The sequence below is a fragment of the Rubritepida flocculans DSM 14296 genome, assembly GCF_000425365.1.
Lineage (GTDB): Bacteria > Pseudomonadota > Alphaproteobacteria > Acetobacterales > Acetobacteraceae > Roseococcus > Roseococcus flocculans.
In genome coordinates, this window is sequence record NZ_AUDH01000029.1 from 12,427 (window position 1) to 32,453 (window position 20,027).

General features: G+C 71.9%; 17 protein-coding genes, 1 tRNA gene and 1 pseudogene. 14 read left to right on the top strand and 5 right to left on the bottom strand.

Annotated elements, in window-relative coordinates; all coding sequences use genetic code 11:
* Nucleotides 1-3: 3 nt before the first annotated feature.
* From H596_RS0116175 to terL, 5 genes are read left to right on the top strand one after another with little or no spacing between them, the layout of a single operon-like run.
* Nucleotides 4-1,884 (top strand): hypothetical protein, encoded by a 1,881-nt coding sequence (locus H596_RS0116175; RefSeq protein ID WP_027285771.1) that lies wholly within the window; start codon nucleotides 4-6, stop codon nucleotides 1,882-1,884.
* Nucleotides 1,884-2,324: a hypothetical protein gene (locus H596_RS0116180; RefSeq protein ID WP_027285772.1), complete on the top strand. Its 441-nt coding sequence runs from the start codon at nucleotides 1,884-1,886 to the stop codon at nucleotides 2,322-2,324. The genes H596_RS0116175 and H596_RS0116180 overlap by 1 nt, the downstream gene beginning before the upstream one ends.
* Before the next feature lie 8 nt (nucleotides 2,325-2,332).
* Nucleotides 2,333-4,615, top strand: a complete 2,283-nt coding sequence (locus H596_RS0116185; RefSeq protein ID WP_027285773.1) for a glycosyl hydrolase family 28-related protein — start codon at nucleotides 2,333-2,335, stop codon at nucleotides 4,613-4,615.
* Nucleotides 4,612-4,929, top strand: coding sequence for a hypothetical protein (locus tag H596_RS0116190; RefSeq protein WP_156910159.1), 318 nt, complete (start codon nucleotides 4,612-4,614; stop codon nucleotides 4,927-4,929). The genes H596_RS0116185 and H596_RS0116190 overlap by 4 nt, the downstream gene beginning before the upstream one ends.
* Nucleotides 4,907-6,328: a phage terminase large subunit gene (terL, locus tag H596_RS0116195; RefSeq protein ID WP_027285775.1), complete on the top strand. Its 1,422-nt coding sequence runs from the start codon at nucleotides 4,907-4,909 to the stop codon at nucleotides 6,326-6,328. Before H596_RS0116190 ends, terL begins: the two co-directional genes overlap by 23 nt.
* Here the strand turns inward: terL and H596_RS0116200 are convergent.
* Nucleotides 6,325-6,546 (bottom strand): hypothetical protein, encoded by a 222-nt coding sequence (locus tag H596_RS0116200; protein WP_027285776.1) that lies wholly within the window; start codon nucleotides 6,544-6,546, stop codon nucleotides 6,325-6,327. The two genes, terL and H596_RS0116200, sit on opposite strands and share 4 nt — an antisense overlap.
* Nucleotides 6,547-6,616: 70 nt before the next feature.
* On the opposite strand from H596_RS0116200, the gene H596_RS0116205 reads away from it, so the two are divergent.
* The 3 genes from H596_RS0116205 to H596_RS0116215 are packed head-to-tail and all read left to right on the top strand — an operon-like array spanning nucleotide 6,617 to nucleotide 7,754.
* On the top strand, nucleotides 6,617-6,913 hold the full coding sequence (locus H596_RS0116205; RefSeq protein ID WP_027285777.1) for a hypothetical protein: 297 nt from the start codon (nucleotides 6,617-6,619) through the stop codon (nucleotides 6,911-6,913).
* A complete protein-coding gene (locus H596_RS0116210) occupies nucleotides 6,910-7,383 on the top strand; it encodes a cell wall hydrolase (RefSeq protein WP_051213258.1) in 474 nt (157 codons plus the stop codon). Before H596_RS0116205 ends, H596_RS0116210 begins: the two co-directional genes overlap by 4 nt.
* 14 nt (nucleotides 7,384-7,397) lie before the next feature.
* Entirely contained in the window at nucleotides 7,398-7,754 is a 357-nt protein-coding gene (locus tag H596_RS0116215) for a DUF952 domain-containing protein (protein ID WP_027285779.1), read from the top strand.
* On the opposite strand, the gene H596_RS22035 is transcribed toward H596_RS0116215, so the two are convergent.
* On the bottom strand, nucleotides 7,727-8,611 hold the full coding sequence (locus H596_RS22035; protein WP_245584040.1) for a DMT family transporter: 885 nt from the start codon (nucleotides 8,609-8,611) through the stop codon (nucleotides 7,727-7,729). The genes H596_RS0116215 and H596_RS22035 overlap by 28 nt on opposite strands.
* 90 nt (nucleotides 8,612-8,701) lie before the next feature.
* Here H596_RS22035 and H596_RS0116225 point away from each other — a divergent pair, with 90 nt between their 5' ends.
* Nucleotides 8,702-9,748: a quinone-dependent dihydroorotate dehydrogenase gene (locus tag H596_RS0116225; RefSeq protein ID WP_027285780.1), complete on the top strand. Its 1,047-nt coding sequence runs from the start codon at nucleotides 8,702-8,704 to the stop codon at nucleotides 9,746-9,748.
* Nucleotides 9,745-10,605 carry a TIGR01459 family HAD-type hydrolase gene (locus H596_RS0116230; protein WP_027285781.1) on the top strand — a complete coding sequence of 287 codons (861 nt, stop codon included), beginning with the start codon at nucleotides 9,745-9,747 and terminating at the stop codon, nucleotides 10,603-10,605. Before H596_RS0116225 ends, H596_RS0116230 begins: the two co-directional genes overlap by 4 nt.
* Before the next feature lie 17 nt (nucleotides 10,606-10,622).
* On the opposite strand, the gene H596_RS0116235 is transcribed toward H596_RS0116230, so the two are convergent.
* A complete protein-coding gene (locus tag H596_RS0116235) occupies nucleotides 10,623-13,382 on the bottom strand; it encodes an ATP-dependent DNA helicase (RefSeq protein WP_037301796.1) in 2,760 nt (919 codons plus the stop codon).
* 76 nt (nucleotides 13,383-13,458) lie between these two features.
* Between H596_RS0116235 and H596_RS0116240 the strand changes: the two genes are divergently transcribed.
* The 4 genes from H596_RS0116240 (at nucleotide 13,459) to H596_RS0116255 (ending at nucleotide 16,572) form a co-directional block, all read left to right on the top strand.
* Nucleotides 13,459-13,535 (top strand) — tRNA-Arg (locus H596_RS0116240).
* A gap of 741 nt (nucleotides 13,536-14,276) precedes the next feature.
* A complete protein-coding gene (locus tag H596_RS0116245) occupies nucleotides 14,277-15,083 on the top strand; it encodes a TIGR04255 family protein (RefSeq protein ID WP_027285783.1) in 807 nt (268 codons plus the stop codon).
* A 29-nt stretch (nucleotides 15,084-15,112) separates the two neighbouring features.
* Entirely contained in the window at nucleotides 15,113-15,679 is a 567-nt protein-coding gene (locus tag H596_RS0116250) for a hypothetical protein (protein ID WP_156910160.1), read from the top strand.
* A 17-nt stretch (nucleotides 15,680-15,696) separates the two neighbouring features.
* Nucleotides 15,697-16,572 (top strand): hypothetical protein, encoded by an 876-nt coding sequence (locus tag H596_RS0116255; protein WP_037301798.1) that lies wholly within the window; start codon nucleotides 15,697-15,699, stop codon nucleotides 16,570-16,572.
* A gap of 108 nt (nucleotides 16,573-16,680) precedes the next feature.
* Here the strand turns inward: H596_RS0116255 and H596_RS0116260 are convergent, their stop codons facing one another.
* Together H596_RS0116260 and H596_RS24200 are read right to left on the bottom strand one after the other, a co-directional pair.
* Entirely contained in the window at nucleotides 16,681-19,470 is a 2,790-nt protein-coding gene (locus tag H596_RS0116260) for a site-specific DNA-methyltransferase (RefSeq protein ID WP_051213260.1), read from the bottom strand.
* A gap of 17 nt (nucleotides 19,471-19,487) precedes the next feature.
* A pseudogene (locus H596_RS24200) lies at nucleotides 19,488-20,027 on the bottom strand (restriction endonuclease); the annotation flags it as partial.

The following is a 20,027-nucleotide window of genomic DNA, read 5'->3' on the forward strand; positions in this document are numbered from 1 at the left end:
GCCATGTCCGCGCTGCGTCAGGTCAAGACCAACTTCACCGCGGGCGAGCTCTCGCCCGAGATGCTCGGCCGCGCGGATCTGCGCGCCTACGCCAACGGGGCGGCGAAGCTGCGCAACGTCTTCATCCAGCCCACGGGCGGCGTGACGCGCCGGCCGGGCCTGCGCCACCTCGCCACCATCCCCTTCCCCGCGCGGCTCGTGCCCTTCGAGTTCAACACCGAGCAGACCTATCTGCTCGTGCTCTCGCACGGGGAGATGCGCGTCTTCCTGGGCGATGTGCTGGTGGCCACCGTCGCCGCGCCCTGGACGGCGGCCATGCTGCCGCAGATGGCCTTCACCCAGAGTGCGGACACGCTGCTCGCGGTGCATCCCGACATGTATCCGCTCGCCATCACGCGCACCGGGCACACGAGCTGGACGGTGGCGCCCTGGGGCTGGACGGTGATGCCCACCTATCGCTTCGGCGACCCGCTGGTGGTGCTCGCGCCCAGCGCCGCGTCGGGCACGGTCACGCTGATCGCCAGCGCGCCTGTGTTCCAGGCCGGGCACGAGCTCTATCCGCTGCGCTTCCGCGGGCGCTACGGCCGCATCCTCTCCGTGCTGTCGCCCACCCAGGTGACCTGGGCCTGCCCCGACACGCTGCCCGACCTCTCCGGCAGCGCGGACTGGGAGGAGGCGGCCTTCAGCCCCGTGCGCGGCTGGCCGGTCAGCGTCTGCTTCCACCAGGACCGGCTGGTGATCGGCGGCTCGCGCGATCTGCCGAACCGGCTCTGGCTCTCCTGCTCCGGGCAGCTCTTCAACTTCGACAAGGGCACGGGCCTCGACGACCAGGGCATCGAGTTCGGCCTGTTCTCCGACCAGGTGAACGCCATCCGCGCCGTCTTCTCGGCGCGCCACCTCCAGGTCTTCACCACGGGCGGCGAATGGATGGTGACGGGCGACCCGCTGACGCCCTCCTCCATCCAGCTCCACCGGCAGACGCGGGTGGGCAGCATCGCGAACCGGCAGGTGCCGCCGGTGGACGTGGACGGCAGCACCATCTTCGCCGCCCGCAGCGGCCGGGCCATCCACGAATTCGTCTATACGGAGGTGCAGCAGGCCTACCAGTCGAACGATCTCGCGCTGCTTGCGGGCCACCTCATCCGCAACCCGGTCTCCATGGCCTATGACCAGACGCGCCGGCTGCTGCACGTCTGCCAGGAGGACGGCACGCTCGCCACGCTGACGCTGTTCCGCGCCGAGCAGGTGACGGCCTGGACGCAGCAGACCACCGACGGCCAGTTCCACGCCGTGGCCGAGGTGGAGGGGCAGGTCTATGTCATCGTCTGGCGCGCCGGAACCTGGCGGCTGGAACGCTTCGACCCGACTCTCGCGACGGACGCGGCGCTGGACGGAACCAGCGCCTCGCTGCGTTCCAACTGGACCGGCCTGTCGCATCTCGAAGGGCGCGAGGTCGAGGTGCTGGCCGATGGCGCGCCGCGCGGCACCGCGACCGTCTCGGGCGGGGCCGTGGCGCTCTCGCCCGGCGCCTATCAGGCGCAGTTCGGCCTGCCCTTCTGGCATGTGATCGAGCCGCTGCCGCCCGAGCTGCTGACCGCCGCCGGCGCGCGGATGGCGCCGCTGCGCCTGGTGCGGCTGATCTTCCGCGTGCTGGAGAGCAAGGCGCTGGAGGCCGATCTCGGGCGCGGGCTGCAGCCCATCCCCTTCCGCCGCTTCGACACCCCCGTGCTCGATGCGGCGCCGCCGAGCTTCAGCGGCGACGTGCGCGTCTCCGCCCTCGGCTGGCGGCGCGACGCGATGCAGCCGCTCTGGCGCATCGCCGGCAAGGCGCCGCTGCCGATGACCCTTCTCTCCGTCACCACCGATCTGAGGACGAACGACTGATGGCCGCACTCGCCTCCCTCGCGACGCTCGCCTCCGCGGGTGTCGGCCTCTACGCCCAGCAGCAGAGCGCGCAGGCGCAGCGCGCCGTGCAGCGCGCGCAGCTCGAGAACCAGCGCCAGCAGGAGGAGGCGCGCCAGCAGCAGCTCCTCCTCCAGCAGGAGGCGGAAGCCCGTGCGCGGCGCGAACAGCTCGCGCGCACGCTCGCCTCCACGCGCGCGCGCCTGGCCGCCGGCGGCATCCCGGTCGGCGAGGGCTCGGCCGCCACCGTGCAGGAGGGGCTGCGCGCCGACGCCGCCGCCGGGCTGCGCGACAACGAGGCGCTCTACCGCGCGCGCATGACCTCGGGCCGCGCCTCGCTGCTCAACCCCGACATGTCCACCACCACGCTGCTGCGCGCCCTGCCCGGCTTCGGCAACGCGCTGCGCAGCCTGCTCGACTGAGGGAAGCGATGTCCGACCACATCCAGATCGGCGACCTCGCGCCCCGCGTGCACTACGTGGCGGACGGGGTGCAGACCGCCTTCACCTACCCCTTTCCCATCTTCGAAGCGCGCGACATGCGCGTGCTGGCGAACGGTGTGCCGCTGGCCTTCGGCTATGTCGTGGAGGGGGCGGGGGAGTCGGAAGGCGGGGTGGTGCGCTTCGACGCGCCGCCGCTCGCCGGCACGCAGATCGCGCTGCTGCGCCGCCTGCCCATAGACCGCACCACCGACTTCCAGCCCAACGGGCTGCTGCGCGCGAGCACCCTCAACGACGAGCTGGACCGCCAGGTCGCCGCGCTGCAGGAGGTGCGCGAGGAAGTGCGCGGCGCCGTCCGCGTCTCCGAGGCCGAACCGCCCACGGGCCTCGTGCTGCCGCCGCGCGCGGCCCGGGCGGACAGGCTGCTCGGCTTCGACTCGCTCGGCAACGTCACCGCCATTCCGCGCGGCGGCGTGATCGCCGCCGCCTTCCAGGGCGCGGTGCCGCGCAGCGTGGAGGACAAGCTCGCCGAGGTGCTGACGGGGCGCGATTTCGGCGCGGTGGGCGACGGCGTGACCGATGACGGGCCCGCCCTGCAGGCGGCGATGAACGCCGCCGCGGCGGCGGGCAGGCACCTCGTCATCGGCGAGGGCAGCTTCCGCACCACCATGCCGCTGACCCTGCCCGGCGCCGCAGCGGGGCTGACCATGCGCGGCAGCCTGATCTACGCGGGCCCGCCCAACACCGCGGCCCTGATCCTCGGCGATGGCGGGGCGGTGCGCAACGCGGCGAAGCTCTACGAGGGGCTGCGCGTGCTCCGCGCCACGATCAGCGACTGGAGCAACACCGCCGATTGCGGGATCCTGCTGCGCAACCTCGACGCCAGCACCGTCGAGGTGCGCCAGGTCGAGGGCTTCACCGTCGGCATCCGCACCCAGGGGCAGGAGCGCGGCTTCGAGGACAGCCAGCTCTTCCTCGGCCGCATCGTCAACAACCGGATCGGCCTCGACATCCACACGCTCACGGCGGCCGCCTGGAACACCTCGGTGCGGTACTACGGCGGGCATTTCGCCATCGCGAGCTCCGTCCACCCCGACAAGGACCGCTTCGGCGTGCGCTTCTCCGCCGAGCCGGGCGCCTACATCGCGCACAACCGCCACGTCTTCTTCGGTCCGGCCTTCGAGCTGCAGGCGATCAACCGCCCGGCCATCGTCGGCATCCCCTTCCTCTCGGAGGTGAGCAGCCGCGCGGTGCTCGTCTACGGGATGCGCATGGAGGGCTGCTCGCCCTTCGTGGCGCGGCACACCGGCGCGGCGCAGGACCATGTCTACGAGGTGGCCTGGGCGAGCCAGGGCTACCGCGTGGACATCCAGTACACCACGGGCGCGACGCGCGTGGGCGGCGTCGTGCGCGCGCTGCACCAGGCGGCCGCGCACCGCGAGTTCACCCGCGAGGTGGCCTCGGTTCCCAACCTGCGCGCCGCCGCCTTCCGCTGGACGGCGACGCAGACGGGCTTCGACAAGCTCGCCTGCCTTTCCAGCAACGTCAGCGGCTCGCCCAGCCATCTCTCGCACTTCGCCTTCCCGGGGCTCGAGAACTACGCGCTGACGAGCCGCGGCGTGGTGCTGCCCGGCGGCCGGGGCCTCGGCTTCGTGGTGGACGCCCGACGCACGCGCGAGTTCGCCCTGGCGGTGGACGCGGACAACCCGCGCCTCGTGGTGCAGATCTTCGACGAGAACATGCTGGTCATCACCGACAGCGCGCCCCACTGGGTGCGCGCCTCGGGCATGTCGCTGCAGTGGAACGCCACCGCGCGCTGGTGGCAGGGCGCGGCGGACATGACGGATGCGAGCCTGACGCGCCTGCAGACGATCCGCCTCTGGGACACGGTGGCCTACGCCATCATCGGCGTGGCGCGCATCACGTCGGACTACGAACTGCGCGCGATGCGGCTGTTCTGCGACCCGTCGGAGTCGCCCTCGCTGCTCTACGGCCTGCCCGACCTGCCGCACGGCGCGCGCGAGCTGCGCGGCGAGGCGGAGTGGGATCCGCCCGCCGTCGCCGCCGGCGCCAGCGCGCAGATCAACGTGCCCGTCCCGGGCGCCCGGCCGGGCGATTTCTGCCAGGCGGCCTTCACCCTCTCCACCTCGGGCATGGTGTTCCTCGCGCAGATCGGCGCGCAGGATGTCGTGACCGTCACCGCCTGGAACCGCAGCGGCGCGAGCATAGACCTCAATCCCGGCACGGTGCGCGTGCGGGTCGTGAAGTCGTGAGCCGGCGACGCCCGAAGGGTTTCGGCATCAGGCTGACGGAGACGGTGGCGGAGGTGGCCGCGGATTATCTCGGCTTCCTGCGCGCCGCGCGCGGCGCCGAGCCGGAGGACGCCAAGGCCTTCGCCGCGCGCCACGCCGCCGCCAAGGCCGCGCTCGCGCATCTCGAACAGCTCATCAAGCTCGCCGCGAGCTGCGACGCGGAAGCCGCCGAGCGCCTCTGCGGCAGCGAGGCCTCGCTCGCCGAATGCCGCGCGCTGATGCCCGAGAAGGATGCAACGGAGGAGAAAGGGAATGACGAAGGAGGGGCCGGCTGACCTCCAGGAATTCGTCTGGATCTGGAACCGCCGCCACGGGCAGCGCACACCCGCCGTGCATCGGCGCATCCTGCGCTGGATGGAGGCGGAGGCGCCCGCGCGGCGGCTGCTGCTCATGGCCTTCCGCGGCTGCGGCAAGTCCACGCTCATGGCGCTGTTCTGCGCCTGGTCGCTCTACCGGCGGCCGGATCTGCGCATCCTCGTGCTCGCGGCCGAGCAGTCGCTCGCGGCGAAACTGGTGGGCCACACGCGCCGGATTCTGGAGCGCCATCCGCTCTGCGCGCATCTCCTGCCCGAGGGCGTGGAGGGCTGGGCGACGGACCGCTTCACCGTCGCCCGCGATGCGCCCCTGCGCGACCCCTCCATGCTCGCACAGGGGCTCGGCGGCAACATCACGGGCATGCGCGCCGACATGATCCTCTGCGACGACGTGGAGGTTCCGGGCAACTGCGACACGCCGGGCAAGCGCGCGGAGCTGCGCGAGCGGCTGGCCGAGGCGGAGTTCATCCTCACGCCCGGCGGGCTGATCCTCTACGCGGGCACGCCGCACACGGAGGAGAGCCTCTACCGGGAGGGGGACGATTTCCTCTCCGGCTATCGTCGCCTCGTCGTGCCCATCCTCGACGCCGAAGGCCGCAGCGCCTGGCCCGAGCGCTTCGACGAGGAGGCGATCGCCGCGCTGCGCCGCCGGGTGGGGCCCGTCCGCTTCGCCCGGCAGATGATGCTGCAGCCCGTGCCGGCCGCGGCCGCGCGGCTCGATCCCGCGCTGCTGCTGCCCTATGCGGAGGAGACGGAATACCGCGAGGCCAACGGCCGCGCGCAGCTCTGGCTGCTCGGCCGGCGCATGGTCTCGGGCGGCGGCTACTGGGATCCCTCCTACGGCCGCGAACAGGGCGGCGACGGCTCGGTGCTCGCCGCCGGCTATTGCGATGCGGAGAACCACCATTTCCTGCATCGCGTCGCCTGGATCACCCAGCGCCCCGACGCGCCGGAGGACCCGGCCACGCAGCAATGCCGCGCCGTGGCGCGCATTGCGGGCGAGCTGCACCTGCCCGTGCTGCGCGTGGAGACGAACGGGCTCGGCCGCTTCCTGCCCGCCCTGCTGAAGCGGGAGATGGCGCGCCAGGGCGTGGCCTGCGCGGTGATCGAGCACGTGAACCGGCGGCCCAAGGCGGAGCGCATCCTCGCCGCCTTCGACCCGCTGCTCGCCGCGCGGCGGCTGCATGTGCAGGAGTCGGTGCTGCGCACCCCCTTCGCGCGCGAGATGGCGGAATGGCGCCCCGACGCGAAGGGCGCGCGGGACGACGCGCTGGACGCGGCGGCGGGCGTGATCCTGGCCGAGCCGGTGCGCCTGCCCGCCCTGCCGCCCAGGTCCCCGCGCCCCGCCTGGCGCGGCTAGGCCCGCCGCCGCTTGAGGATCTCGCTCGCGTGGCGCGCCACGCCCTCGCCGGTGATGGCGAAGCTGCCATCGGCGCGGCGCACGGCCCAGCCCCTGCGCGCGAGGCGCTCCAGGCAGGGCTGGTCGGCGAGGCCCGAGGGCCGCCCGGCGGGCCCCACCAGCGTCAGCCGGTGCAGCGCCGAGCGGCAGCAGGTTTCCAGATACGGCTCATTCCACATCCGATCGTCCAAGGCCCCCTTCAGACCCCCGCTGTGTGGGGTCTCGTCGCCCGCAGCGCAAGGAGATCCCATGTTCGCCATCGACCCCGGCCTTCTGTGGTGGCTCGTGATCGCCGAGGCGCCGATGCTGGTCAGCGTCTATTGGATGCTGCACGGCATCCGGCGCGATCTCGACCGGCCGAGCGCCCGCCCGCCCGACGGGCTGGAGCGCACCCGCGAGGATCTGGCCGGCTTCAAGCTGGAGGTGGCGCGCACCTACGTTCCCCTCTCGCTGATCCGCGAGGTGGACCGCCGACTGACCGAGCAGCTCCTGCGCATCGAGGAGAAGCTCGAGGAGATGCGCCGCCAGCAGGAGAACCGCCGATGATCGCCCCCGACAGGCTGCCCGCGCGCGACGCCGCGGCCGAGCTGCTCGCGCGCGTGCTCTACGCCGAGGCCGGGGAACGCCCGGTGCGCGCCATCGAGGCGCTGGCCGCCCTCGCCCTGAACCGCGCCCGGGCGGTGCGCGCCTGCCCCGCCGCCGCGCTGCGCTACGCGGGCGGGGCGACGCCCGCGAGCCTGCCGCGCGCGGTGATCGCCGTGCTGCGCGCGCCCTTCCAGTTCCCGACGCGCCACCCGCGCCACCCCGCCCATGCGCGCTTCGCCGCCCCGCCGCCGGGCGACCCCGCGCTCGCGGTGTGCCGGCGCATCGCCGGCCGGGCGCTCGGCGGCGCGCTGCCGGACGCGACGGGCGGCGCCCTGCTCTGGCACGACGAGACGCGCCTGCCCCGCTGGGCCCTGGGCCGCCTGCCCAGCGCCGCCATCGGCGGCCTCGTCTTCTACCCCGAGCCGGGCTGAGCTACAGGCCGCGCATGGAGGCGATGATCTACACCCTGGTGCGCGGCGCGGACTGGCGCGAGGCCCGGCGCCTCGGCGCCTATCACGGCAGCGCCGACGACCGGCGCGACGGCTTCCTGCACTTCTCCACCGCCGCGCAGCTTCGCGCCACGGCGGCGAAGCACCGCCGGGGCGAGGCCGATCTCTGGATGATCGAGGCCGAGGCCGCCGCGCTCGGCGAGGCGCTGCGCTGGGAGCCGGCGGCGGGCGGCTCGCGCCCCGGTCTCTTTCCCCACCTCTACGCGCCGCTGCCGCTGTCGGCCGTCCGCCGCGCCCTGCACGCGCCGCTGGGCGAGGACGGGCGTCACGTCTTTCCGCCCGACATCCCCTGACGTTCGCGCGCGGCGCGCGCCACCGCGCGCTCGCTCATCACGCAGGCCAGCACCACCACCGCGCCGCCCAGCAGCACCTCGAGGCCCGGCGCATTGCCGAAGACCAGCAGGTCCAGCGTCACGGACCAGGGCAGGGCGATGAACTCGAAGGGGGCGAGCCGCGCGGGGCTGGCGTGGCGGAAGGCGAGCGCAAGCAGAATCGTGGCCGCCCCGGCCAGCACGCCGTTGGAGAGGAAGCGCGCCCAGGCCTCCGCATCCGGCGCCACCCAATGCAGGCCGGCGAAGGGCGCGGTGGCCAGCAGGCCGAACAGCGACGGCCAGAACACGAGCCGCGCGATCCCCGGCTCGCCGCGCAGCCCGCGGTTGACGGTGATGTTGATCGCGTAGCACAGCGTGCCGAGCAGCGCGCAGGCGAAGCCGAAGACCGAGCCCCCTTGGCCGAGCTGCGGCCAGAGCGCCAGCATCACCCCGCCGAACCCCACCCCCGACCACAGCCAGGCCGCGCGCGGCACGCGCTCGCGCAGGAAGAGGGCGGCCATCACCAGCGTCATGAAGGGCGCGGTGAAGAAGACCAGATAGCCGTCGGCCAGCGGCAGGTGGCGGAAGGCGAGGAAGAACAGCACGCCGGAGAAGAGCATCGCCACCGCGCGCAGCCCGTGCAGGAAGGGGTGCGCTGTGGCCAGCGGCCCGCCCAGCCCGCGCGCCGCCGCGCGCAGCAGGAACAGCAGCAGCAGCAGCGTGGCGTGGCGCAGGAAGATGGCCTGCGCCGCGCTGTGCTCCGCCGACAGGATCTTGCTGTTCGCATCCAGGATGCCGAACAGGCCGATGCCGGCCATCAGCATCGCCGGGCCCTTCACCGCCGCTTTCCCCTCGCCGTGTGAGGCCCCTCCTGTCGGGCGGCGGGGAGGCTGTGTCAACGCGCGCTTTGCCGCTATGCAGCGCCCGCCATGACGCCCGCCCTCGCTTCCGCCGCCATGCCCCTGCTGCGCCTGATGGACGCCGAGGCGGCGCACGGCCTCGCCCTGCGCGCCCTGGCGCTCGGCCTCGCGGGCCGCGACGAGGCGCCGGACCCGCCCTCCCTCGCCATCCGGGCGATGGGGCTTTCCTTCCGCAACCCGATCGGCCTCGCGGCCGGCTTCGACAAGGACGCGGTGGCGGTGCTGCCGCTGCTGCGCCTGGGCTTCGGCTTCGTCGAGGCCGGCACCGTCACGCCGCGCCCGCAGCCGGGCAACCCGCGCCCGCGCCTGTTCCGCCTGACGGAGGACCGCGCGGTGATCAACCGCATGGGCTTCAACAACGCCGGGCTCGAGGCCTGTCTCGCGCGGCTCGCCGCGCTGCCGCGCCCGCTGCCCGGCGTGCTCGGCGCGAATGTGGGCGTGAACAAGGAAGGGGCCGATCCGGAGCGCGACTACCCCATGCTCTGCCGCGCCCTCGCGCCGCATGCGGACTATGTGACCATCAACATCTCCTCGCCCAACACGCCGGGGCTGCGCGACCTGCAGGGCGAGGAGCGGCTCGCCGCCATCCTCGCCGCGGTGGACCCGCCCGGCCTCGGGCGGCCCGTGCTGGTGAAGCTCGCGCCCGATCTCGCGGAGGAGGCCTTGGGCCCCGTCGTCGAGGTCTGCGTGCGCGCGGGTGTCGCGGGGCTCATCGTCTCCAACACCACGCTGGCGCGGCCCGCTTCGCTGCGCTCGCCGCACCGGGGCGAGGCGGGCGGGCTGTCGGGCGCGCCGCTTTTCGGCCCCTCGACCGAGATGCTGCGCCGCGCGCATCGCCTCGCGCGCGGGCGGCTCGTGCTGATCGGCGCGGGCGGCGTGGCGAGCGGGGCCGAGGCCTATGCGAAGATCCGCGCCGGCGCCTCGCTCGTGCAGCTCTACACGGGCTTCGCCTATGGCGGGCCCGCGCTGATCGGGCGCATCAAGCGCGAACTTGCTGAATGCCTGGCGCGCGACGGCTTCGCGCGGGTGAGCGATGCGGTGGGGGTGGAGTCGTGAAGATCCTGGAGGGCCTCGCGCCCGTCGCCGACGAGTACGAGGGCTTCGTGCTCGATCTCTGGGGCGTGGTGCATGACGGGCGCGCGCTCTATCCCGGCGTGGCCGACTGCCTCGCGCGGCTGCGCGCGCGCGGCAAGCGCATCGCCTTCCTCACCAACGCGCCGCGCCGCGCCTGGTTCATCCAGGGCATGCTGGACCGCATGGGGCTCGATCGCGCGCTCTACGACGGCATCCTCTCCTCCGGCGAGGTGACCTGGCGCTGGCTGCGCGACCGCCCCGCGCCCTTCTTCGCGCAACTCGGCCGGCGCGCCTTCCACATCGGGCCGGAGCGCGACCTCTCCGTGGTGGAGGAGGGCGTGGCGGAGCTCGTGCCCGAGCCCGAAGAGGCCGATTTCCTGCTGAACACCGGCCCCGATCCCGAGCGCGGCTCCCACTCGGCCGAGGCCTACCGCCCGGCGCTCGCGCGCTGCTTCGCCGCGAAGCTGCCCATGGTCTGCGTGAACCCGGACCGCGCCGTGATGGTGGGCGGCGAGCGCCTCATCTGCGCCGGCGCGCTGGCCGACATCTACCTCGACTGGGGCGGCGAAGTGGTGGAGGTGGGCAAGCCCGATCCGGCCGTCTATGGCCCGGTGATGGAGACGCTCGGCCTCGCCGATCCGAGGCGCGTTCTGGCCGTGGGCGACACGCCGCACACCGACCTCGCCGGGGCGGCCGCAGCCGGCATGGACAGCCTCTGGGCGATGACCGGCCTCACCGCCGACGCCCATGGCGAGAATCCCGACCCCGCCCTGCTGGCGCGGGTGGCGGCGGAGGAGGGCGTGGCCCCGCGCGCCGCGCTGCGCGCGCTGCGCTGGTAGGCGCAGGCCCGCCCGCATCACCCGAGCAGCGCGCGGATTTCCCCCACCGCCTCGGCGAGCGGCACGCGCCGCGCCTCCACCCCCTCGGGCAGCGCGGCGAGGATGCGCGAGGGGCAGGCGCGGTCCAGCAGCACGAAGACGCCGCGATCCTCCGCGCGGCGCACCAGCCGGCCGAAGGCCTGGCGCAGCCTGTGGCGCGCCAGCGCGTCGTCATGCTCCTGCGGCGCGCCGCCCGAGAGGTGCAGCCGCCGCTCGCGGTGCAGGATGGTTCGGCGCGGCCAGGGCACGCGGTCGAACACCAGCAGGCGCAGCGACCGGCCCGGCACGTCCACGCCGTCGCGCATGGCGTCGGTGCCGAGCAGGCAGGCGTTCTCCTCGGCGCGGAAGATGTCCACCAGCGTGGCGTTGTCCATCGCGTCCACATGCTGGGCGTAGAGCGGGATGCCCGCGGCCTCGAGCGGGGGGGCGATGCGCTGGGCCACCTCCCGCAGCCGGCGGATGGCGGTGAACAGGCCGAGCGCGCCCCCCCCCGCGGCGAGGAAGAGCCGCTGCATCGCCGCCGCCACCTGGCCAGGCTGGCGCGAATCCACATCCGTCACCACGAAGGCGCGCGTGTTGGCCGCGTAGTCGAAGGGCGAGGGCACGGCGGCGCGCAGCGCGGGCAGCGGCAGATGCGCCGCGCCGGTGCGCGCCTCCGCCTCGCGCCAGGCGGCTTCGGGGTCGTCGCGCTTCGCCGCGTCGGTCAGCGTGGCGGAGGTGACGAGCAGCCCGTGCGCGGGCGCGGCCACGGCCTGCGCGAAGGGGATGGTGGGATCGAGCCAGTGGCGGTGCAGCCCCGCGTCCACCTCGCGCCCCTCGCGGCGATCGAGCTGCAGCCACTCCACCATCACCGGCCGCTCGCCCGGCGCGCGCGGCGGCGCGGAGAGGCTGCCCAGCATGGCGCGCCAGGCGGCGAGCGGCATCAGCGCGCGCCGCTCGATGCCGCGCTGCGCCGTCTCGAGCCGGATGCGCTCGCCCGGCTCGGCCTCCTCGCCCGCGGCCTCGAGCCGCGCGGCGAGGCGCTCGTGCAGCGTCCGCAGCGGTTCCTCGAGCCGCGCCAGGGCGCGCGCCAGCGCCGCCCCCGTCTCGGCCAGGGCCTCGCCGACGGGGTGCAGGTCCACCTCCAGCGTGTAGCCCTCGTCCTCGGCGGCGCGGGCCAGCACCTGGGCGCGCACGGCGCGCAGGAAGGCCTCGCTCGGGTTGTCGGTCGGCGTGTCCTCGCCGAGCCGCGCCCACCAGCCGCTCGCGGGCAGGGCGCGGGCGGCCTGCAGCGCGGCCTCGAGCGGCGGCAGCAGTTCGGGGATCTCGCCGGCCAGCTCCTCGATGCGGCGGCGCAGCCCCTTGGCGCGCGAGCGCCCGCCCTCCGCGCCGAGCAGCCAGCGCCGCAGCTCGCCCGCCTCGGCGCCCGAGAACTCGGCCGAGAAGGCGCTGTCGGCGGCGTCGAAGAGGTGGTGGCCCTCGTCGAACACATAGCGCAGCGGCCGGCCGTCCTCGCCGCCGCCGAGGGCGGCCTGCACCATCACCAGCGCGTGGTTGGCGACGACGAGGCGCGCGCCGCGCGCGCGGCGGATGGAGTGCTCGACGAAGCATTTGCGGTAATGCGCGCAGGCGGAGCGGATGCACTCGCCGCGCCGGTCCGCAAGCCCCGCGAAGGCGCCGGGCGGGAACAGCTCCGCCAGCCAGCCGGGGAAATCGCCGCCTTGGATGTCGCCGTCGCGCGTCGCGCCCGCCCAGCGCGCGACGAGGGCGAGCGGCAGGGTGAGGCCGCGCAGGTTGAGCTGGCCCAGCGCCTCCTCCAGGTTGAGCAGGCAGAGGTAGTTCTCGCGCCCCTTGCGCAGCGCCACGCGCGCGCGGCGCTCTTCCGGATCGGGGTAGAGCTGCGCCAGCTCCTGGTCGATCTGGCGCTGCAGGTTGCGCGTGTAGGTGCTGATCCAGACCGGCGCGCCGTTGCGCTCGGCCCAGAGCGAGGCGGGGGCGATGTAGCCCAGCGTCTTGCCCGTGCCGGTGCCGGCCTCGGCCAGCACCATGCGGGGCGCGCCCTCGGCCTCCCTCGGCGCGAAGGCGAGCGCGGCGGCAGAGGCGAAATCCGCCTGCTGGGGGCGCTGCTCAGCGCCCGGGCCCAGCATCTCGGCCAGGCGCCGGCGCGCCTCCTGCGCCGCGACGGGATGCGAGGCGGGGGGTGGGGGAGGGCTCGTCTCCTCCCATTCGGGCAGGCGGCGCCAGGGCTTGAAGGCCTCGCGGCTCGGCCGCGCATCGGGCGCGCCGAGGGCGGCCAGCACGCTCTCCGCCCAGGGCCAGCCGGCGGCGCGGAGCTGCGCGGCCATGCCGGCGGCGTCCTTGCCCGAGGGCGTCGCGGCTTCATCGGCCAGGGCGCGCAGCAGCCGCGCAGCGATCTCCGGCAACAGCGCGGCGGCGGCGGCCTCGTCGCGCGGCGGCGGAAGGTCGAGCGCGAGGGCGAGCCCGCGCGGCGTCGGCGGGGCGTGGCGCGCCGGCAGGGCGAAGGCGAAGAGCTCGAGCAGGTCCAGCGCGTCGAGGAAGGGCGGAAGGTCGAGCCGGCGCGCGGCGGAGGGGGCGTGGACCAGCAGCGGCGGCGGGTGGCGTGCCAGGGTCTCGGCGATGGCGGCCCCCTCGAGCGCGAGAAGCTCGCCCTCCGCCGTCAGCAGCGTGGCCCGGCCATGCGCGGCCACCAGCGCGGGCGCCTCGGGCAGCAGCAGGCGCGGGCGAATCGGGCCGGGCATGGGCGGAGAGTGGGGTGCGGGGCCGCTGCGCGCCAGCCCTCGCCGCGCGGCGGGGGGCGTGGTATGCGAGGCGCATGTCCCCGTAGCTCAGCCGGATAGAGCACAGGATTCCTAATCCTGGGGCCGTGGGTTCGAATCCCGCCGGGGACGCCATTCCTTCCTACAAACTCGCTCTCCGGTTGGGCGAGCGGCGCCTGGAACCGCAGGTTGTACCAGGGTTTGGCGCGTGAACCTTGGGGGTGCCAAGGTCGAGGCGGGCCGGAATTCTCTCTCCAGACGGCGGACTCTCTCCGGACCTCGGGACTTGGCCGATTTACTCCCGAGATTTTGGTTCAAGCAAATCAACAGCTTACAAACCCGGACGAGGCTGAGGGTCCGAATCCTGTTTGGGCTCCAGTCGGCCTTTCCCGAACCATTCTCTTACCGGGCTGGCGCCTCATTGAGGCGTAGGTTTGGCCAGGGTTCGCGCGCGAACCTTGGGACTGCCGGGGGCGCAACGCCCCCCGAAATCTCTCTCCGAACCCCGGTTTCTCTCCGGACCTTGGGACTGCCCCGATCCAGTCTACAAGGTCGGACCCAAGGAAATGAGCCGCGCTCCGCCCGACGTGGGTGGTACGGGGTTGGGGTTCCCATCGCCCCGGCAAGAGCCTGGCAGCGAATCTTCGCCCCCGCCCTATGCGCTCCTACGCATGAACAAGCTCACATAACCTGGGGCGGACGAGTGTGCTCGTCAGACGCGCGGTAGGGGCAGAGGGTGCGACACAGCCCGGCGCTGAGCTGGGAACGGCGCGCTCGCTCGCCGCGAGACGGCTTGCCATCGGGCGACGAGTTGTTTACCAACCGCGTGTTTAGTTGTGTGTATAGTGGATGGCGGAACGGAAGGGAGACGTGCCCATGGCCATGATGCCAAACGCTCCACTCTGCTACGTCATCGGCGTGGTGCGGTTTCCGAAGGTCCCCCGCATGGAGCGGTTTGTCGAGCCGTTCCTCGACGCCGTGCGCGGCGAGTATCCGCTCCCAGACCAGATCGAGACGCAGTCGTTCGACGCCACCGTCGGTCCGGAGGGCATGCAGGTGAGGCAGTCGAAGGGGCACCTCTGGCAGTTCGCATCCCCGGACAAGCGCTTCGCCTTTCTGCTCGGCGAAGAACTGTTCGGCCTGCACACAAATTCCTATTTGGATCATTTGGATTTCGTGAAGCGTTTTGGCTTTGGTCTCAAGAATCTCATCCAAGTTCCTGAGATCAAGATTGGCTGGGTGCAGGCCATCGGCGTGCGCTACGTAGATCTCGTCGTGCCTCGGGAGGGCGAACTCCTGTCGCAGTACCTGCGCCCCGAGATTTTGCCTTTTGAGGCGCCCCTCTCCACGGGGACGGAGCTCAGGCTCCGCGAGAGCATCGGTGTGTCTGCTTACGAGACCACGATGGGGGAGATGCGCGTCCAAACCCTCTGGAATCCTCCTACGACCCTCCCCCCCGAACTCGAGACTCCCCTCATCGAGCGCAACGGCTGGCGTCCGCGCCACCCTGGCAGGAGCTTCCTGTTGCTGGACCTGGACCACGGGTCCCGGTTCGCCCAGCTCCAGCCGTTGGATGTCGCCTCCGTCTGCGAGCAGCTGACGGCGCTCCGGGCCGTCACCAAGGAACTCTTCCTCTCCATGGCGACTGACTTCGCCCGCCGGGTATGGGAGAATGAAGCATGAGTCACCAGCGAGTCCTGGGGCAGCCCTCCTTGTCGGCGCAGGCCCTCCCGGCGGTCCTGTTCCTCGGGATCGCCTGTGCCAGCATGCCGACGAAGGCCCACAACGCGACCTGGTCCCTCCTGGCGCGTCGGATTCCGCCGGTGGCGGACCTGGCGTCCATCCGGTCGCAGGACGCTCCGGGGGACGTCCTGACGGGCCAGCAGATGGCCGTGGCGCTGCGCGACGCGGGGCTGCCCGTCTCGGCGCTGGCCGAGGCAATGGGGGTCGAGCGGAAGACGGTCTATGCTTGGTTGGACGGCGTCGAGCCGCGGGGCGCGAACGCCAGCCGCCTCGCCGCCATCCACGAGGCCCTGTTTGGCGGCGGCGTCGCGAGCTTGCGCGAGGCCTATCGATACTGGTCGACGCCGCTCGCCGGCGGAGCGTCCATGCGCGACCTCCTTGCCGCTCCCACGATTGATACCGCGGCGGTCCGAGACGCCGTGTCGGTCCTCCTAAGCCGAGCCGAGGAGTCGAGCGCGCGCCGCGCCCGGCTCGCGATCTCCGGCGGTGTCAACGGATTCACCGAAGGGTCCCTCGAGATCGGGGAGTCGGCCTGAGCGGCCTGACGCGCTGAGTGGCGAAACCTTCGAACGAGGACATCGCGGCCGCGACGTCGCTTCTCGATGCCGGATGGCGGCAGGGCGTGGCGTTCCGGCCACCGGCCTCACTGTCCCTGCCCGTCAGCTCGCGCTTCGACCGGGACAGCGATTTCCTGGTGGTCTGCACGCAGTCGTGCTGCCTCCTCTCGGCCAGCTTCGACACCGACCCTTTCGTCGAGGTCGTCGAGGCACGCCCCCTCGTCAGCGTGAATCCACGGTCGCCTGAGGCGACGGGTAAGAACGTCCGCCGGTTCCACCTGCCCGTGGTCGGTCTGCCGGGCGTCGCGGCACTTGAGTGCGACATCAACCGCCGCCTCGTGTTCGGCCGGAGACAGCTCCTGACGTGCGCCCTTGGGAGCGCGCCAAAGGTCGCCCCGGATGACGCTCGCCGGTTCGCGGGCTGGCTGGCACGGTATTACGGCCGGGCCGCGCTGCCGAACGAACTCGTCCGCCGGGCCCGCGCGGACGGTGCTCCATTCGCGGTGATCGAAGCGGCCCTGCGCGGCATGCTCGGGGGTCGGAGAGTGTCCGACGGCGTCCACTCGATCTTCCTCAGCGCGACCCCCGACACCGAGCTCCAGCCAGATGGGGGCGCTCACTACACCGTCCGCCTTCGCATACTCTGCCACGACCAGGAAACGCAGGAGCACCTGGACCGACTCCTGCTGGCGGCGTTCGCAGGTCACGCGGGAGGCAAAGTGGTCGGCGGCATCGCCTTGGATTTCGGGGTTGATCTCACCTCGGAGGTGACCGTGGCTGACCTCCAGGGCTACGAACGCTTCTCCGACCTGGATTATCTGAGCGGGCTGGATGAGGTCCGCGGGGCCATCGCGGATCAGCCCGAGACCTGAGATTGCTGCCCACGTCTTCGGGAAGCGAATCGCCACGCCATCTCAGCGATTCACCTTGGGACCGGGCGTTGGGCGGCCGGAAGACATGCGAAACCGCGGTCTTGGTTGCTACACTTTGAACACCCGCATCGCCTCGTCGCCATAGTGGTTGATCACCTTCACGGCGATGCGCCCTGACTTTGGCGCCGGGAAGGGGCGGCTCTCCTTGGCGTAGAGGGTGGACCAGGCGGCCTCGTCCACCTCGGCCTTGAGCGCGGTCTTCAGCTTCTCGAAGGGGTCCTTGCCGCCGAGGAAGTAGGCCTGGCGGACGAAGAAGCTGTCGCCGTCGTAGTCGGTGTCCACGAACCAGCAGGCAACATCCTCCTCCACCTTGCCGGAGGAGCGGACCTCGCCCGTGGTCGGGTCGAAGATATCCACGCCGCGCAGGCGCACGATGCAGGCGCCGTCCTTGGTGCGGTCGAGGGCGATGTCCGGCTCACCGAACACCACGAACAGGTTGCCGCCGCCGGCCTTGTAGGCGTCCGCCGCGTGCAGCTCCTGGCTCATGCGCGCCTTCAGCACCGTCAGGCGGCCGAGATTCATGGTGGTCTCGCCCACCTGCGGGTCGAAGGCGAAGCCGCAGACCACCAGGGCATCGGCCCAGTCGCGGCACTCCCGCGCCGCCTCCCGCACCAGCTCCTGGCCGACCGTGCCGTATTCGGGGCCGATGACAATGGCGGCGCGGCGCTGCTGGCCGGCTTCCTCGTAGGTGGCCTCGGCGGCGACGTGGCCCTTGCCGGGCCAGGGGCGGATGGTGGCGAAGGTCAGGCGCTCGTTCTTCTTGGTGTTCTGCACACCGGCCTTGGCCAGGTTGTCCAGCACGGCGGTGACGAAGTCGTCGCCGGTGCTGGCGGTGGCTTCGGAGTTGGGCCGCAGCCGGCGGCGGGGCGGCGGAGCCTCGCCGGCCTCGGCGGCCAGCGCCTCCACCACCGCCTCGTCCTCCTCGTCGGCGGGGAGCACGCGGTGAGGGGAGAGGCTCTCCACCGTGAAGGGGCCGGTGACGCGGACGGCGCCCTTCTTCGGATAGGGGCGGTCGTGCAGGAATTCGACCTCGGCGTTGCGGGCGATGGAGGCGTCCATCTCCGCCTGCCGCTCGCGCCGTGCCTGCCAGAAGGCGGCATGCGCCTCCCGTGCCGGGGCCGGGGCATCCTCCGGCAGACTGCGGGGCACCTGCCATTCCTCATGGGCTGTGCCGAGGACAGCGTTCAGCGCGGCGCGGGCGGCGTCGAGCTTCGGCTGCCACTTCTCGTGGATGACGTCGATTTCGGCGTTGCTGGCGATGGACTTCAGCGTGACGTGCGGCACCCGCTCCAGCACGAAGCCCTGGCGGATGTCGCCGTGGAACGGCCCTTCCTCGGGCGGACGGCCGGTGATCTCGGCCTCCTTCGCCGCGCCCTCCCTACTATCGCGCAGCAGATAGGCCGGGTGGCGCGCAGCCATAAGGCGCGTGCGGGCGAGGGCCAGAGCAACGCGCGAGGTGTCGATGGTGATCCAGCGACGCCCGAATTGCTCAGCGACGAAAGCGGTGGTGCCGGAGCCGCAGGTCGGGTCGAGGACGAGATCACCGGGGTCTGTGGTCATCAGAATACAGCGTTGAACCACCTGTTCGGCTGTCTGAACCACGTAGACCTTGTCGCGAGCACCGCCAACGTCATTCCAAACATGTCCGAGAAGCCTAACGGGATAGTCGTCCCAGAAAAACTTCATGCGGATCATGCGATCCTGCCGCACGATACGACCTGCACGAGCAGCGCGAGCTAGCTCTGGTGTCGTCACTCCCCAATGCCGGTTTGCGCCAGGGTGGAACACTTGGCCCTCAAACTCGAAATCGACGGTCGTGGTCTCTCGGAAGCCATCGGAAGTAAGGGGATATGCAGACCAGTCATCACGGTCGATTGAGTTGAGGCCCTTGCCCGCAATCTCTGGCTTGCCGTCGCGGGGCAAGAAAAGCTTGCGAAACTTCGAGGCTGCCGCAGTCCGATTTCGGGCATACCAAACGATGACATCAGAGTTTGCTTGGATGAACTCGCCTGTTTGGCTTCCAGTCTTCTGAATCAGAATATCGCAAATGTGATTCTCGTATCCAAATACCTCTGCCAAGAGCAATCTGATCAGCGGACTATTCTCAATGCCAATCTGGATAAAAATGCTTCCGCTGTCCGTTAGAAGCTCGCGTGCGACTATCAGGCGGTCGCGTAAATAGGCGAGATAGCTGTGAATACCATCCTTCCACGTGTCACGGAACGCCTTGATCTGCTCCGGCTCGCGGCTCAGTCCCTTCTCGGATCGGTCCTCAGCTTTTGGCTCTTTGGTGCTCGGCTGCCAGTTGCTGGCGAAGCGGATGCCGTAGGGCGGGTCCAGGTAGATCATCTGGACCTGGCCGCGCAGCCCTTCCTTCTCCGCCAGGCTGTTCATCACCAGCAGGCTGTCGCCCAGGATCATCCGGTTCGACCAGTTCTCCGCGTGCGCGTAGAACTCCAGCCGCGTCTCCGGGTCCTCGATCCGGTCGAAGCCGCCGAACAGGTCCGCCTGCGGCGCCGTCCCCTGTCGCGACTGGCGCATCAGGTCGCGGATCAGCGCCTCCGGCAGCACCTTCTCCTGGATGTAGATGGGCACTGTCGGCACGCTCAGTGGCTCGGCGTCCAGCGCATCCTTCCCGCGCCAGACGAGCTGCGGGTCGAGGTCAGGGTTGCGCGGGTAGAGCATCGGCTGCGCCCGCGCCTCCTCCTCCGCAATCAGGGAGGAGGTCTCGGCGGTCGGGATGTTGCGACGGGTGACGTCGGCGGGATGGCGTAGCGCCTCCACCTCAGTCGTCGCGGCGGAGGCACCGTTCCCGGTGGTCTTCTTCGCAGGCGGCATGGCGTGAGGGTCCCGGGTCAGGCGGCGGTCAAGGTGAAAGGCGCCGCTCGGCGCGGCTTGCCGGCGAGGTGGCGGCGGATGGCCTCCTCGACCTCATAGGGGCCGTCGAGCCGCAGGAAGTCCCAGCGGCCGTAGCGGCCGGTGCCGTTCACCGCCGGCACCCAGAGCCGGGCCATGGTGTCGTGCTTGGCGTCGTCCTGCGCATCGCGCTCGCCCTTCACCTCCAGCACCAGGTGCAGCGGGTCGTCGGGGCCGGCGCCGTCGTCCAGCACGGCGATGAAGTCGGGGCGGTAGAGGTGCTCCGCCCCGCCATGCTCATAGGGCACCTCGAAGCCCAGCCGGTCGTTCTTCACGTAGCGCAGCACCTCGGGCATGGACTCCAGCGCCTGGGCGCAGGCCGCCTCCCAGTCGCCGTCGCAGACCACCAGGTTCACCTGGCACTTGGCCGGGTCGGTCTGCCAGAAGTTGGTCTTGGTCGTGGTGAAGGCGACGTGCCGGCTGCTCCCCGTCTCGTTGTAGGGGTCCATGATGGGGCGCAGCGTGCCGGCGCCCTCCTC

Bases quoted from the DNA above. Each gene is read 5' to 3' on its own strand.
- H596_RS0116175 (WP_027285771.1), top strand. From the start codon at position 4: ATGTCCGCGCTGCGTCAGGTCAAGACCAACTTCACCGCGGGCGAGCTC.
- H596_RS0116180 (WP_027285772.1), top strand. From the start codon at position 1,884: ATGGCCGCACTCGCCTCCCTCGCGACGCTCGCCTCCGCGGGTGTCGGC.
- H596_RS0116185 (WP_027285773.1), top strand. From the start codon at position 2,333: ATGTCCGACCACATCCAGATCGGCGACCTCGCGCCCCGCGTGCACTAC.
- terL (WP_027285775.1), top strand. From the start codon at position 4,907: ATGACGAAGGAGGGGCCGGCTGACCTCCAGGAATTCGTCTGGATCTGG.
- H596_RS0116200 (WP_027285776.1), bottom strand. From the start codon at position 6,546: ATGTGGAATGAGCCGTATCTGGAAACCTGCTGCCGCTCGGCGCTGCAC.
- H596_RS0116205 (WP_027285777.1), top strand. From the start codon at position 6,617: ATGTTCGCCATCGACCCCGGCCTTCTGTGGTGGCTCGTGATCGCCGAG.
- H596_RS0116210 (WP_051213258.1), top strand. From the start codon at position 6,910: ATGATCGCCCCCGACAGGCTGCCCGCGCGCGACGCCGCGGCCGAGCTG.
- H596_RS0116215 (WP_027285779.1), top strand. From the start codon at position 7,398: ATGGAGGCGATGATCTACACCCTGGTGCGCGGCGCGGACTGGCGCGAG.
- H596_RS0116225 (WP_027285780.1), top strand. From the start codon at position 8,702: ATGACGCCCGCCCTCGCTTCCGCCGCCATGCCCCTGCTGCGCCTGATG.
- H596_RS0116235 (WP_037301796.1), bottom strand. From the start codon at position 13,382: ATGCCCGGCCCGATTCGCCCGCGCCTGCTGCTGCCCGAGGCGCCCGCG.
- H596_RS0116245 (WP_027285783.1), top strand. From the start codon at position 14,277: ATGGCCATGATGCCAAACGCTCCACTCTGCTACGTCATCGGCGTGGTG.
- H596_RS0116260 (WP_051213260.1), bottom strand. From the start codon at position 19,470: ATGCCGCCTGCGAAGAAGACCACCGGGAACGGTGCCTCCGCCGCGACG.